Source organism: Streptomyces sp. NPDC048600 (assembly GCF_055587025.1).
On record NZ_JBVJGZ010000010.1, the window covers coordinates 172,561 to 185,828 of the forward strand.

General features: G+C 74.2%; 7 protein-coding genes. All 7 read right to left on the reverse strand.

The features are described from left to right. Positions 1–7 precede the first annotated feature (7 nt). On the reverse strand, positions 8–1,627 hold the full coding sequence (locus ACZ6SQ_RS16540) for a succinic semialdehyde dehydrogenase (protein WP_469562039.1): 1,620 nt from the start codon (positions 1,625–1,627) through the stop codon (positions 8–10). A 137-nt stretch (positions 1,628–1,764) separates the two neighbouring features. Further along, positions 1,765–3,450, reverse strand: coding sequence for a serine/threonine-protein kinase (locus ACZ6SQ_RS16545; RefSeq protein WP_469562042.1), 1,686 nt, complete (start codon positions 3,448–3,450; stop codon positions 1,765–1,767). A gap of 105 nt (positions 3,451–3,555) precedes the next feature. Then, positions 3,556–4,602: a serine/threonine-protein kinase gene (locus ACZ6SQ_RS16550; RefSeq protein WP_469562045.1), complete on the reverse strand. Its 1,047-nt coding sequence runs from the start codon at positions 4,600–4,602 to the stop codon at positions 3,556–3,558. Positions 4,603–4,690: 88 nt separating this feature from the next. After that, positions 4,691–6,295 carry a serine/threonine-protein kinase gene (locus ACZ6SQ_RS16555; protein ID WP_469562048.1) on the reverse strand — a complete coding sequence of 535 codons (1,605 nt, stop codon included), beginning with the start codon at positions 6,293–6,295 and terminating at the stop codon, positions 4,691–4,693. A 146-nt stretch (positions 6,296–6,441) separates the two neighbouring features. Then, positions 6,442–9,060: a protein kinase gene (locus tag ACZ6SQ_RS16560; RefSeq protein ID WP_469562051.1), complete on the reverse strand. Its 2,619-nt coding sequence runs from the start codon at positions 9,058–9,060 to the stop codon at positions 6,442–6,444. 189 nt (positions 9,061–9,249) lie between these two features. Then, positions 9,250–11,253: a serine/threonine-protein kinase gene (locus ACZ6SQ_RS16565; protein ID WP_469562054.1), complete on the reverse strand. Its 2,004-nt coding sequence runs from the start codon at positions 11,251–11,253 to the stop codon at positions 9,250–9,252. 195 nt (positions 11,254–11,448) lie between these two features. Continuing rightward, positions 11,449–13,155, reverse strand: a complete 1,707-nt coding sequence (locus ACZ6SQ_RS16570; protein WP_469562057.1) for a glycerol-3-phosphate dehydrogenase/oxidase — start codon at positions 13,153–13,155, stop codon at positions 11,449–11,451. Positions 13,156–13,268 lie beyond the last annotated feature (113 nt).

The following is a 13,268-nucleotide window of genomic DNA, read 5'->3' on the forward strand; positions in this document are numbered from 1 at the left end:
GCTCCGGCTACCTGAGCCGGAACGCCTTCATCAGGCGGAGGCTGCGGCTCATGAAGGCCGCGTACTTCTCGTCGTCCATGCCCAGCGCGGGGGCCATGGGGAGCACGCGCTGGTGGGCGACGGTCTGGGCCTCCGTGTACTTGAGGATGCCCTCGGAGCCGTGGCGGCGGCCGAGGCCGGAGTCCTTCATGCCGCCCATCGGGGACTGGACCGAGCCGTAGGCGGAGGCGTAGCCCTCGTTGACGTTGACCGTGCCGGTGGTCAGCCGGGCGGCGATCCCGCGGCCGCGGCGGCCGTCCTTCGTCCAGACGGAGGAGTTGAGTCCGTACGGCGTGGAGTTGGCGCGCTCGATCGCCTCCTCCTCCGTCGTGAACCGGTAGACGGAGACGACCGGGCCGAACGTCTCCTCGGCGCAGACGGACATGGGCTCGGTGACGCCGTCGAGGATGGTCGGCTCGAAGAAGTACGGGCCGATGTCCGGGCGGGCGACCCCGCCGGCGAGGACCTTCGCGCCCTGGGCGACGGCCTCCTCGACATGCCGGGTGACGGTCTCCAGCTGGCGCTCGCCGACCAGGGATCCCATGTCGGCGCCGTAGGCGAGGGAGGTGCCGAGACGCATGGCCCGGGTGCGGGCGGCGAAGCGCTCCAGGAAGGCGCCGGCGACCGACTCGTGGACGTACAGCCGCTCGATGGAGATGCACAGCTGTCCGGCGGAGGAGAAGCAGGAGCGGACCGCGCCCGCGGCGGCCTTGTCGAGGTCGGCGTCCTCGAGGACGAGCATGGCGTTCTTGCCGCCGAGTTCGAGGGAGACCCCGACGAGGCGGGCCGCGGCGCCCTGGGCGACCTCGCGGCCGGTACGGGTGGAGCCGGTGAAGGAGACGTAGTCGGCGTGCTTGACGACCTCGGGGCCGACGACCGGGCCGTCGCCGATGACGACCTGGAAGACGTCGGCGGGCAGTCCGGCCTCGAGGAGCAGGTCGCGGGCCCACAGGGCGGTCAGACAGGTCTCGGTGTCGGGTTTCATCACGACGGCGTTGCCCGCGACGAAGGCGGGTATCGCGTCGCCGACGGAGAGTTCGAGGGGGTAGTTCCAGGGGGCGATCTGGCCGACGACCCCGCGCGGGTGGCGCAGTTCGGTGACCTTGGTCAGGGTCGGGATGGCGCCCGTGTGCCGCTTGGGCCTGAGGTACGCGGCCGCCCGGCGTCCGTAGTGACGGGCGGCGACCGCGACGGCCTGGACCTCCTCGTGGGCGTGCAGCCGGGCCTTGCCGGTCTCCAGCTGGATGAGGTCGAGGACCTCGGCCTGGCGTTCCAGGACGAGGTCGTGGAAGCGGAGCAGGACGGCGGCGCGCTCCCGTACGGGCACCTGGGCCCAGACGGCCTGGGCGGCGCGGGCGGCCTCGAAGGCCCGGGCGACGTCCTCGGGCGTCGACTCGGGCAGGTCGGCCAGCTTCTCGCCGGTGAACGGCGTGTGGTTGGCCGTCAGGCCGGAGCCCGTGACGCCCTTGCTCAGCCGGGCCACGAGGTCCGGCGTCACCACGTCGGCGGCAGTGCGGACCCCCGCCGGGGCGGGGGCGACGGGATTGGTGCCAGGAGCGGCCTTCTCGGGTGCCTGCGCTTCGGTCATGAGGCGCAGGGTATGCCGCGTCGGAGGCTTTGTGTACCCGTCGGTAATGGGGATTCACCGGGCGCGCACAAACCGCCAGCGATCACTGGCAACAAACCGCCTGATCAGGGGCTTGTTCCCCGACTCGGACCACAGCGTCAGTTTTTCGCGGGCGCCTCGGCCTCGTCGACCACGAACTCGGCGATCGCGCGGTCGGCCACCTCGCGGCCCCGTTCGGTGAGGTCTCCCTCGCCCGGGTAGGAGACGGACAGCCGGTACATGTCCTCACCCACGCTCCGGTAGTAGAGGATCTTCACCTCCTTGGGCACGAGGAACTGGCTGTCCTTGTCGTCGCTGTAGGTGAAGGTGCTCTCCGCGGCCTCGTGCCCCTGGAAGGTGGTCGCCTTCGTCACGACCTTCTTCGGCTCGTCGTCCGAGATGTTGAACGCCGAGCTGGAACCGCCCTCCAGCTCCTTCTTCTCGTCGTAGGCCTCGCCCATCGAGGAGCTGGCGATGTAGCCGAGCGAGTCCTCGCTCTTCTTCAGCAGCTCCAGGCGGATGTAGATCACGCCGCTGGGGTCCGACCAGTGCACCCAGTGCTCGCCCTGGTCCGTCTCCCCGGGCAGGTAGCGGTCGTAGCCCTTGGGCACGCTCAGCGTCGCGGCGAGGTCCTTGTGCTCGTGCTTCTCCCAGACACCGCCCGAGTCCTCGTCGCCCTTGAACGGCTGGGCGACCGCCAGTACGGCCGTCAGCACGGAGGCCACCACCACCGCGCCGAGCGCGGTCAGCGCCTTGCGGCCGAGCCGGACACCGCCCCGGTCGTCGCCGCGGTCGCCGCCCGCCAGCGTCACCACCTGGGTCGGCGCGGGGGCGGGCGGGTTCGCGGCCGCCTCCAGCAGGGCGCGGACCTGGCCGGCGCCCGGACGGTGGGCCGGGTCCTTCTGGAGCAGTCCGTTGATGACGTCGGCGAGCGGCCCCTGCGCGGAGGCGGGCGGGGCCGGGGTGGCGTTGAGGACGGACTGGAGAGTGGCCGGGGTGTTGCTGCGGCGGAACGGCGAGACGCCCTCGGTCGCCGCGTACAGGACCACGCCCAGCGACCAGAGGTCGGAGGCCGGGCCGGGGCGCTGGCCGAGCACCCGCTCGGGCGCGATGTACTCCGGCGAGCCGACGAAGCCGCCCGTGTCGGTCAGGTTGGTCTCGCCCTCGATCTGGGCGATCCCGAAGTCGGTGAGGACGACCCGGTCGTGCCGGCCGAGCAGCACGTTGTCCGGCTTGACGTCCCGGTGCAGGATGCCCGCCGCGTGGGCCGCCTCCAGCGCGCCGAGCACGTCCAGGCCGACCTTGGCGGCCTCCCGGGCGCTCAGCGTGCCCTCCTGGAGCGCGGCGCCGAGCGAACGTCCCTGCACCAGCTCCATGACGATCCAGGGCTGCCCGTCCACCACGGCGACGTCGTGCACATTGACGACCGCCGGGTGGTCGAGCCGCGCGGCCGCGCGGGCCTCACGACGCATCCGCTCGAAGGCGTTGGCCCGTTCGCGCTCGGGAAGGTGGTCGGGGACACGCGGTTCCTTGACCGCGACCTCCCGGTCCACCGTCTCGTCCTTGGCCCGCCACACCGTGCCCATGCCGCCGTGGCCGAGCTTGGACAGCAGCCGGTACCGCCCGGCGACCAGGCGTCCCGTGCCCGGCTCCGGCACGGCCTGCTGCTGCGGCACGACCTGAGTGGGCGTCGCGTACGGGTTGCCCGGCTGCGGCACGCCCGTGGGCGGGTTCGGGTTCGGTGGTTGCAGGCCGAAACTCGTCGGCTCGTCGGCCCCGTAGCGGGCTCCCCCGTTGTTGCTCATGGTTCATCCATATCGTGCCGGGCGCTCGCGTATCCACTTCGGCGGAACACGCGGTACAGACCCGTGACCCCCGGCATCGCCCGGCTTCCGTCCGCGCGGGCGGTTTCAGCCCGTTGCGCCCTCTTCGCCGGACGGTGTCGGCGTCGCCCGCGGGGTGCTGACGGAGGTGGACGGGGAGGGCGTCGCCGGTGGACCGCCGCCGTCGCCGTCCCCGTCGAGGAGCAGCACCGCGGCCGACACGCCCGCCGCCGCCGTCACCGCCACCAGCGCGGCCACCAACAGCCGTGAGCGCGGGGCCTGTCGCTCGGGCTCGGGGGTGCGGCCGGTGTCCAGGAAGCCGCGCAGCATCCGCTCGGCCCCGGTCGCGTCCAGCCGCCGCTGCGGATCGCGCTCCAGCAGTCCCCGTACGACGGGCAGCAACGGCGCGGCCTGGGCGGGCAGTCGGAGGTCGTCGGACAGCACCGCGTGCACGACCGCGCCCAGCGACTCGCGCCGGAACGGCGATTCACCGCTCACGGCCGCGCACAGCAGCGCCCCGAGCGACCACAGGTCGGAGGCGGCCCCGGTGCCGGCCCCGGACATCCGCTCCGGCGCGGTGTACTCGGGCGAGCCGACGAAGGAGCCGCTCTCCGTGAGCGTGGTGGCCCCGGCGACCTGGGCGACCCCGAAGTCGGTGAGGACGACCCGGCCGGTGCCGTTCTCCACCAGCACGTTGGCGGGCTTGAGATCCCGGTGCAGCACCCCGGCGGCGTGCGCGGTGCGCAGGGCACCCAGCAGCGCCACACCGATCCTGGCCGCCTCGTGGGCGTCGACGGGGCCGTGCGCGGCGATGCGCTCGGCGAGGGAGCCGCCGTCGACGAACTCCATCACCAGGTACGGGCGTTCGTCGTGGGCCACGACGTCGTGCACGACGATCACCTGCGGATGCCGCAACTGCGCCACCGCACGGGCCTCCCGCAGCGTGCGGTCCCGCTGTCTGCGGGCCTCGTCCGCCGACAGCGAGTCGTCCAGGGCGAGTTCCTTGACCGCGACGGCCCGGCCGAGCAACTCGTCGGTGGCACGCCAGACCACGCCCATGCCGCCGCGCCCGAGCACCGTCTCCAGCCGGTAACGGCCCGCTATCACACGCCCGCCCGTCCGCTCGGTCCCCATGCGCCCCATCATGCATCAGCCGGAGCGGCGCCCTCCGAGTGGCGCGGCCGCGGGTGGCCGACAACAGACGCTCGACGACGGGAAGTCGTCAGGAGCCGGTGGTCCGCCAGCTGCGCAGCAGGATGTCGAACCGCTCGCGCATGGCGGGCCAGTCCGCGACCGGGGCCGAGGCGTAGACGGCGTACTCGACGCCGTCGCGGGAGATGTACATGTGGTCGATCGCGCGGCGCGGACCCGGCAGGGTGTTCGCGTTCGCCAGCGCGGTCCAGGTGTACTCCCAGAGGGCACCCGGCCGGTCCCGGTAGGTGATCTTCTCCAGGCTCACGCGCTCGTACTGGGCCAGCCGCTGCACCTGCGGCTCCAGCTCCAGCTGATGCTCGTAGGGGTCGTCGTAGTCGGGCCTGCGGTCGACGGCGATGCGGAAGAAGTTCTCCCCGCCGTCGGGCGAGTAGTCGACCTGGCCCGTGGCCTCGTCGTACACCGTGCGCCGCCACTCCGGTCCGGGCACCGCGATGCTGAAGCCGAAGGGGTCGTTGCGGCGCTCCCAGCCCTCGGGGAGGGTGCCGGCGCTTCCCGGGGGACCGGCCGAGTCGCTCGGCGAAGGGCTCGGGCTGCGGCCGCCCGGGGTCCGGTCGCCCGCCTGCTGCTGTCCGTGGTCCCGCCACTGCTGGATGCCCACGGCGGCGCCGCCGCCGACGATCGCCGCGAGGACGACCACCAGGGCGAGCGTCCGCCGCCGCCGGGGCCGGCGGGGCGTGGACGGGGTGGGTCCGTCGGACTGCTGCGGGTACGGCGTCGTGCTGGACGTGGGCGACGCGCCGCCCGCGCCGCCCCGGGAGACCACCTGCGTCGGGACGTACGGCTGGGGCACGGTCGGCGGGCGGCCCTGCGCCACCTCCACGAGCATCCGTTCGGCCTCGGCGGCGCTCGGACGACTGGCCGGATCCTTGCGCAGCAGGGCGGTGATGACGGGCCCGAGCGCACCGGCGTTGACCGCGGCGTCGGCCTCCTCCTCGACCACGGCCTGCATGGTGGAGATGGGAGAGGTGCGGCGGAACGGCGAACGGCCCTCCACCGCGGTGTAGAGCGTCGCCCCGAGCGCCCACAGGTCGGAGGCCGGACCGGGGTCGTGGCCGCGCACGCGCTCGGGGGCGAGGTAGTCGACGGAGCCGACGACCTCTCCGGTCCGGGTGATGGTGGAGTCGCCCTCGATCTGCGCGATGCCGAAGTCGGTGAGCAGCACCCGGTCTTCACCGCCCAGCAGCACATTGCCGGGCTTGACGTCCCGGTGCAGCACACCGGCCGTGTGCGCGGCGCCCAGCGCGCGCAGCACCCAGATGCCGATCCGTGCCACCTCGGCCGGCTCCAGCCGGCCCTCCTCCTTGACCGCGTCGGCCAGCGAGCGGCCCTCGACCAACTCCATGACGATCCACGGCCGGCCGTCGTGCTCCAGCACGTCGTGCACGGTGACCACGGCCGAGTGGTTGATCCGGGCGGCCGCCCGCGCCTCGGCCCGGGTGCGCGCCAGCAGCACCGCCTGGTCACTCTCCGACACATAGAGCGCGGCCGTCAGCTCCTTGATCGCGACGGTCCGGTGGAGCACCTCGTCGTGCGCCCGCCACACCCGGCCCATGCCGCCGCGGCCGATCGATTCGGCCAACCGGTAACGGGCCGCGATGAGCTGGCCCTGCATCTGATTCACGTTGCCCCGCTTTGATATTGACAGGGTCAGGGTAAGTACGGTTGACCCGACGGGGAACAAGCGGGGCGGCTCGGATACCGCACTGTGACGGTTGTCGCTTTGAGTGACGACGGGGAACCGGACCGCCCCCGCCGGATTCAGCCGGTGGGCTGGTAGGTGGAGGACGCCTGTTCGTACAGGCGGGTCACCTCGTCCCGTTCGGCCTCCGGGCCGCGTACCTGCACCACGTGGTAGCGGCCGTCGAGGAGAATCGCGACATTGCGCACGAACAGCTCGCGCCCGTCGGCACCGGTCCAGGTGAACTGGCCCTCGGCCATGGTCCGTCCGCCCACCGAGATCGTCTTCAGCCCGGTGGCCGTGGCCCAGCTGGAGTCGCGGTACGGCTGCAGCTCCGCCTCCCGCTCCCGCTGGTAGACCATCGGGTCGCTGCCGAACTCCCCGGCGCTGTCCCGGCCGGCCACGACGATCAGCTCGAACGAGCCGTGCGCGTACCGCACCTGGCCGCGGCCGTTCTCGCCACCGCGCTCCCAGCCGTCGGCCACGGCGATCCGGAAGCCCGCCGGGTCGGAGCGGACGGTGAAGCCGTCGGCGGCGCCCGGCCCGGACGGCTGCGTGTCCTCGGAACCGGCCGACTGGGACGGGTCGTTGCCGCCCTCGTCGCCCGGCGTGGTCTGGTCGGGCCGCGGCTCGCTGCTGGCCTGCGGCGAGCTCTCGGGCGCCTGTCCGGCCTGCCCGGCCGCGCCGGTACGGTCCGCCTGCGGCGAGCCGGAGCCGGACTCCTCCGACTCGGGCATGAACAGCACGGCGTACGCGACCGCCGCCGCCATCGCCAGCAGCACCGTCACCAGCAGGGTCCGGCCGAGGCTGCGCGGCGAACGCTCCTCCTGCCGGGCCCGCTTGTGCCGTCCGTGCGCCGCGGGCAGCCCGGCGCGCCGCTTGCGCACCAGTTCGCCGCGCCGTCGTACGACCGGCAGCCGGCCCGTGTCGGCGGGCGGCGCGGCGACCACGTGCACCCCGGCCTCCGGCTCGGGCGCCGAGCGCACGAGGGAGCGCAGCCAGCCGCGCAGTTCCTCGAAGTCGGGCCGCTCGGTGGGGTCCTGGCGCAGCAGGGACTCCACGACCGGCCGCAGCGGGCCGCACTCCTCGGCGAACGCGGGCGGCTCCGCGCACACCATCTGCACCAGCTCGGCCGTCGACTCCTCCGGGTAGGGCGCGTGGCCCTGCACGGCCCGGAACAGCAGCGCGCCGAGCGCCCACAGGTCGGTGGCGGGGCCGATCGGCGCGGCGAGCTGCCAGTTCTCGTGCACGGGCCCGGCCTGTTCGGGGGCCCACCGCTCGGTGACCGCGCCGACCACGGCCATCCGTGCCTGCCGCGCGCGCTCGGCGGCGAGCGCGGTGGCGGGACCGCGCCGTCCGGGGACGGCGGGGGCCGGCTCGTCCCAGCGGCCGGCCGGCGGGGAGGCGGGTGCGGGAAGGGCGGCGGGGCTCAGCTGCACGGGGGACATGCCCGGCGTGCGGCCCGCCGCGGGGAGGGCCTGGCGGTGCGGGTCGGCCGGGGGGATCCCGAGCGGCGCGTCGCCCGGCCGCGGGGCACCGGGGGCGGTGCGCGGGGCGGCACCGTGCCAGGGGCGGGCGTGCACCCCGTACGGGTCGGCTATCTGGCCCGGTGGGTTGCCGTCCGCACGGCCGCGGGAGTCCTGCTCCGGCAGCTGGGGCGAGGGCGCGCCGGGGGCCGGCCGGGCGCCGGGCAGCAGGGCCTGCCCATCGGGCAGCGAGGGGTCGGGGCCGAGGCCGGGGGCGCCCTGCCGGGTCTCCTGGACGCGGGCGGCGGCGCGGGCTCCCTCGCGGTAGGCGGCGATCGCCCCGGCGCGGGCCGCCCGGATGTCGTCGCCTCGCCCCGGTTCCCCGCGCTCGGGGGCGTCCGGCGCGCCGGACGGGGCCGGGCCGTAGGGGCCCGGGCCGGGCGGGGCCTCTCCGCCGGGCGGACGGCCGGCGCCCCGTGCCTCGATGGCGGCCCGCCGCGCGGCCTCCAGGTCACCGGCCGTGGCTCCCGCCCGGCCGGGCGACAGGGCCGCGGCGCCGCCCGAGGGGCCGCCGGAGCCCTGGTGGGGCAGGGCGGGGTGGGTGCCGCTGTCCTCACCGGCCGGTACCGGGTCGTAGCCGCACAGCGCCTCCTCCGCCGCGCCGACGGCGAGGCCGGTGAGCAGGACGCGCCCGTCGTCGCAGACGAGCACCGTGCGGGCGGTGATGTTGCGGTGCACCCAGCCGTGCGTGTGCAGCACGCGCAGCGCCGTGAGGACGTCGGAGGCGACCTCGGCCGCCCGGTACGGCGTCAGCGGCCGCTCGGTGAGCAGCGCGGCGAGCGGCCGCGCGGCCACCAGCTCGCTGACGATCCACAGCGAACCGCCCTCGGCGAACACGTCGAAGACCTGGTCGAGCCGCGGGTGGTCGGGAAGGGCCGCGGCGGCCTGGGCGGCCTCCACGGCACGCCGTACCGCCGGATCGGCGGGCCGTCGCGCGGTGCCGGGCGCGGCGGGCCGCCGTACGCCGCGGTCCCGCGCGGTGAATCCCTCCGGCAGCCCGTCCGCGTCGAGCACCTCGGCCTCGACGACCTCGGGCAACGGCACCTGGCGGACCAGGACCTCCTGCCCGCTGTAGGTGTCGAAGGCGCGCGACTCGGTGAGTTCGTACTCGTCGGAGGGCGGCAGCGGCAGGCGGTAGCGGTCGGCCAGCACCCGTCCCGCATAGTCGTCCACGTTGCCTCCCCCGGCCGCCCGGCTGGTCAATTCCGTTCGTACGGCGTCCCGTTCCGGATGCGTACGGTTCGCAAGCACTCACGATACGTGCCGTGGGCAACCCGCACCGAGGGGATGGGAGATCTCACCCCGCCTCGGCCGCGGGAAACCCGGCCCGGACGCCGGGGCCGCCCCCGGCCGGGGCCGGGCTCAACCCTTCGGCCGGAACGTCTTCGTGAGCGTCTGCCAGGTGTCCCGGCGCAGTTCCCCGCGCCACTTGTCGGCCTTGGCCGTGTACATCAGGGCGTAGCCCTGGTGGTCGTTGACGACGAACCCGCGGTCGATGCTCCGGTAGCGCGTGCCGTCCTCGGCGTAGGTGAACTCCCAGTCGGCCGTGTTCCAGCCGCGGTAGCCCACCGCTTCTATGCGGATGCGCTGGTACTGCGAGCGCTGCATCGCGCGTTCCTGGTTGCGCCAGTCGGCGACCGGGTCGTCCTTCGGGGTGCTGGTCCAGCCGATGAGCAGCTTCTGCCCGTCGGGGCCGGTGAAACGGTCCCCCGCGTCACCGGTGGACTGGTACTTCCAGCCCTTGGGCAGCCCGATCGAGTAGCCCTGGCCGCCCCGGTGGGTCCTGGCCACGGCGTCGTCGCCGGAGCCGCCCGCGGTGTCGCCCTTGTCGTCCTCGTCGCCGTCCTCGCCCTGGCCGGCCGCCGCGCCCGCGGTCGCGGTCGGGCTCGCGCCCTTGCCGGCGGACTCGGACGCCCGGCCGTCGGGGCGCGTGCCGCCCTGGTCGTCGCCCTTGGTGTCGGCGCCGGGCGTGACGTCGCCCGAGGCCTTGGTGCCCCCGCCGGTGTTCGAGGAGCCGGAGTCGTCGTCGAGGTTGAGGGCGATCACGGTGCCGAGCACGGCGAGCACCAGGGCCACCGCGATGATCACCAGGGTCCGCCGGGGCACCACGTCGGTCAGCGGCGCACGCCGCGCCGGGCGCGCCGGCAGATCCGGCGGCGGCACCACGGGCCACCCGGAAACCTGCCCGGCCGTGCCGGCGGCTCTCCCGCCCTGCCCCGCGGTCCCCTCCGGGCGCCCGGGCCCGGCGGCGGCCGGAGAAGCGGCACCGGCCGACGCGGAGGTGGCACTCGAAGCTCCCGCCGCCCCCGCGGCGCCCGCGGACCCGCTCGAGCCCGCGGCCCGCGCGGACACGGCGGACCCCGCCGACCCGGCGGCCTTGCGCACCGAACGCAGGGCCCCGCGCAGCCGGTCGGCCGCTTCCTCGCCGCGTCGGCCGCCCGTGCCGGACCCGCCCGGCTGCTCGGGCAGCGGTACGACCTTGGTCGCCTCCAGCGCCTCCGCCGAGGAGGCGTCCGGCGCGCTCAGCACGGCGGTGAGCATCCTGCGCGCGCCCGCGTCGTCGAGCCGTTCGTCGGGGTCCTTGGTGAGCAGGCCGTGGATGACGTCCTTCAGCGGCCCGGCGTTCTTCGGGTCGTCCAGCGGCTCGGTCATCACGGCGGTGAGGGTGGCGATCGCCGACCCCTTGTCGTACGGCGGCACGCCCTCGACCGCCGCGTAGAGCAGACCGCCGAGCGACCACAGGTCGGCCGCGGGCCCCGGCTTGTGGCCACGGGCGCGCTCGGGGGCGATGTAGGAGGGGGCGCCGACGAGCATGCCGGTCGAGGTGATGGACGGGTCGCCCTCGACCTGGGCGATGCCGAAGTCGGTGAGCACGACCCGGCCGTCGTCGGCGATCAGCACGTTGGACGGCTTCACGTCGCGGTGCAGGATGCCCTGGCGGTGGGCGGAACGCAGCACGTCGAGGACCGCGAGGGCGACCTCGGCGGCGCGCCGGGGTTCGAGCAGGCCGTCCTCGCGGATGGCCTCGGCGAGCGACTTGCCCTCGACGAGCTCCATCACGATCCACGGCCGGTCGTCCTCGTCGACCACGTCGAAGACCGTCACCGCGCTGGTGTTCCTGATCCGGGCGATGGCCTTTGCCTCACGCAAGGTGCGCGTGATGAGCCGTCGCTTCTCCTCCTCGTCGATGTTCGACGGGAACCGCAGCTCCTTGACGGCCACCGTGCGGCCGAGGGTCTCGTCCTCGGCCCGCCACACCGTGCCCATGCCGCCGCGGCCGAGCACGTCTCCCAGCCGGTAGCGCCCGGCGAGGAGACGTGCGCTCTTGTCCTGACGGGATGTCCCCGCCCGCTCCGCCTCCGACATGCGTCCCCTCGTGCAACCCGCCCTGACAGAGGCTCCATTGTCCCTCACCCGACAAGTGCCCGGTTCCCCGGGGGGCCCTGGGGCCCGGCGGGTGCGCTGACGTCCGCGTGCGGTCTGAATCGCCCCTTCCGCACCCCTGGATGACGCTCTGTGAGACGCTCGCGTAACGCCCTGTGACATGCACCCCCCGCGCCCTCACAACGGCACGATGTCCGGCGCCCCCAGCCGTGCCGCGTCCGCCGTGAGGTCGTCGGGCTGGCGCTGGGACTCCCGCTCGGCCTCCACTCTCTTCTCGTAGTGCTGCACCTCCCGCTCGATCTGGTCCGCGTCCCAGCCGAGCACCGGGGCCATCAGCTCGGCGGCCTCCCGCGCACAGCGCGTGCCGCGGTCGAAGGTCTCGATGGAGATACGGGTGCGCCGGGTCAGCACGTCGTCCAGATGGCGCGCGCCCTCGTGCGAGGCGGCGTAGACGACCTCGGCGCGCAGATAGTCCTCGGCGCCCTGGAGCGGGTCGGCCAGCGAGGGGTCGGCGGCGATGAGTTCGAGGAGTTCCTCGGTGAGCGAGCCGTAGCGGTTGAGCAGGTGCTCGACGCGGACCACGTGCAGTCCGGCGCCGGCGGCGATACGCGCCCGGGTGTTCCACAGCGCCCGGTAGCCCTCGGCGCCGACCAGCGGGATGTCCTCGGTGACGCACTCCGCGACCCGCCGGTCGAGGCCGTGGACCGCCTCGTCGACGGCGTCCTTGGCCATCACCCGGTACGTCGTGTACTTGCCGCCGGCCACCACGACCAGGCCCGGCACCGGGTGGGCCACGGTGTGCTCGCGCGAGAGCTTGCTGGTGGCGTCCGACTCGCCGGCCAGCAGCGGGCGCAGCCCGGCGTAGACGCCCTCGACGTCGTCACGGGTGAGGGGCACGGCCAGCACGGAGTTCACATTCTCCAGCAGGTAGTCGATGTCGGCGCTGGAGGCGGCCGGGTGGGCCTTGTCGAGGTCCCAGTCGGTGTCGGTGGTGCCGATGATCCAGTGCCTGCCCCAGGGGATGACGAACAGCACGGACTTCTCGGTGCGCAGGATCAGTCCGGTGCTGGAGTGGACGCGGTCCTTGGGCACCACCAGATGGATGCCCTTGGACGCGCGGACGTGGAACTGCCCGCGTTCGCCCACCATGGCCTGCGTGTCGTCGGTCCACACGCCCGTGGCGTTGACGATCTGCTTGGCGTGGATCTCGTACTCCCCGCCCGCCTCGACGTCCTGCACACGCGCGCCGACCACGCGTTCGCCCTCGCGCAGGAAACCGGTGACCCGCGCGCGGTTGGCGGCCTGGGCGCTGTAGGCCGCGGCGGTGCGCACCAGGGTGGTCACATAGCGGGCGTCGTCCATCTGGGCGTCGTAGTACTGAAGGGCGCCGACCAGGGCGTCCTTCTTGAGGCAGGGGGCGACCCGCAGCGCGTGACGGCGGCTCAGATGGCGGTGCACCGGCAGCCCCCGGCCGTGTCCGCGAGCCGTCGACATGGCGTCGTAGAGCGCGACGCCAGAGCCGGCGTAGAGCCGCTCCCAGCCCTTGTGCTGGAGCGGGTACAGGAACGGCACCGGCTTCACCAGATGCGGGGCGAGCCGCTCCAGCAGCAGTCCGCGCTCCTTCAGCGCCTCCCGCACCAGGGCGAAGTCGAGCATCTCCAGATAGCGCAGGCCGCCGTGGATCAGCTTGCTGGATCTGCTGGACGTGCCCGACGCCCAGTCGCGCGCCTCGACCAGTCCGGTGGACAGGCCGCGCGTGGCGGAGTCGAGGGCGATACCGGCACCGACCACGCCACCGCCCACGACGAGGAGGTCCAGTTCGTGCTCGGCCATGGCCGCCAGTGCCTCGGCACGCTGTTCCGGCCCCAGTGTCGCTGTCCTCACCGCTGCCTCCCGCTGCTCGGTCGCGCCGGCCGCACCCGTCGGGCGAAGCCCCGTCCGTGTCCCCCTGCCCAGAATTCTGACCGGCTTGCCCGACTTCAGCCACCACGCACCGG

Excerpts from the sequence above, each read along its gene's own strand:
- ACZ6SQ_RS16540 (WP_469562039.1), bottom strand. The coding sequence starts at position 1,627 with ATGACCGAAGCGCAGGCACCCGAGAAGGCCGCTCCTGGCACCAATCCC.
- ACZ6SQ_RS16545 (WP_469562042.1), bottom strand. The coding sequence starts at position 3,450 with ATGAGCAACAACGGGGGAGCCCGCTACGGGGCCGACGAGCCGACGAGT.
- ACZ6SQ_RS16550 (WP_469562045.1), bottom strand. The coding sequence starts at position 4,602 with ATGGGGACCGAGCGGACGGGCGGGCGTGTGATAGCGGGCCGTTACCGG.
- ACZ6SQ_RS16555 (WP_469562048.1), bottom strand. The coding sequence starts at position 6,295 with ATGCAGGGCCAGCTCATCGCGGCCCGTTACCGGTTGGCCGAATCGATC.
- ACZ6SQ_RS16565 (WP_469562054.1), bottom strand. The coding sequence starts at position 11,253 with ATGTCGGAGGCGGAGCGGGCGGGGACATCCCGTCAGGACAAGAGCGCA.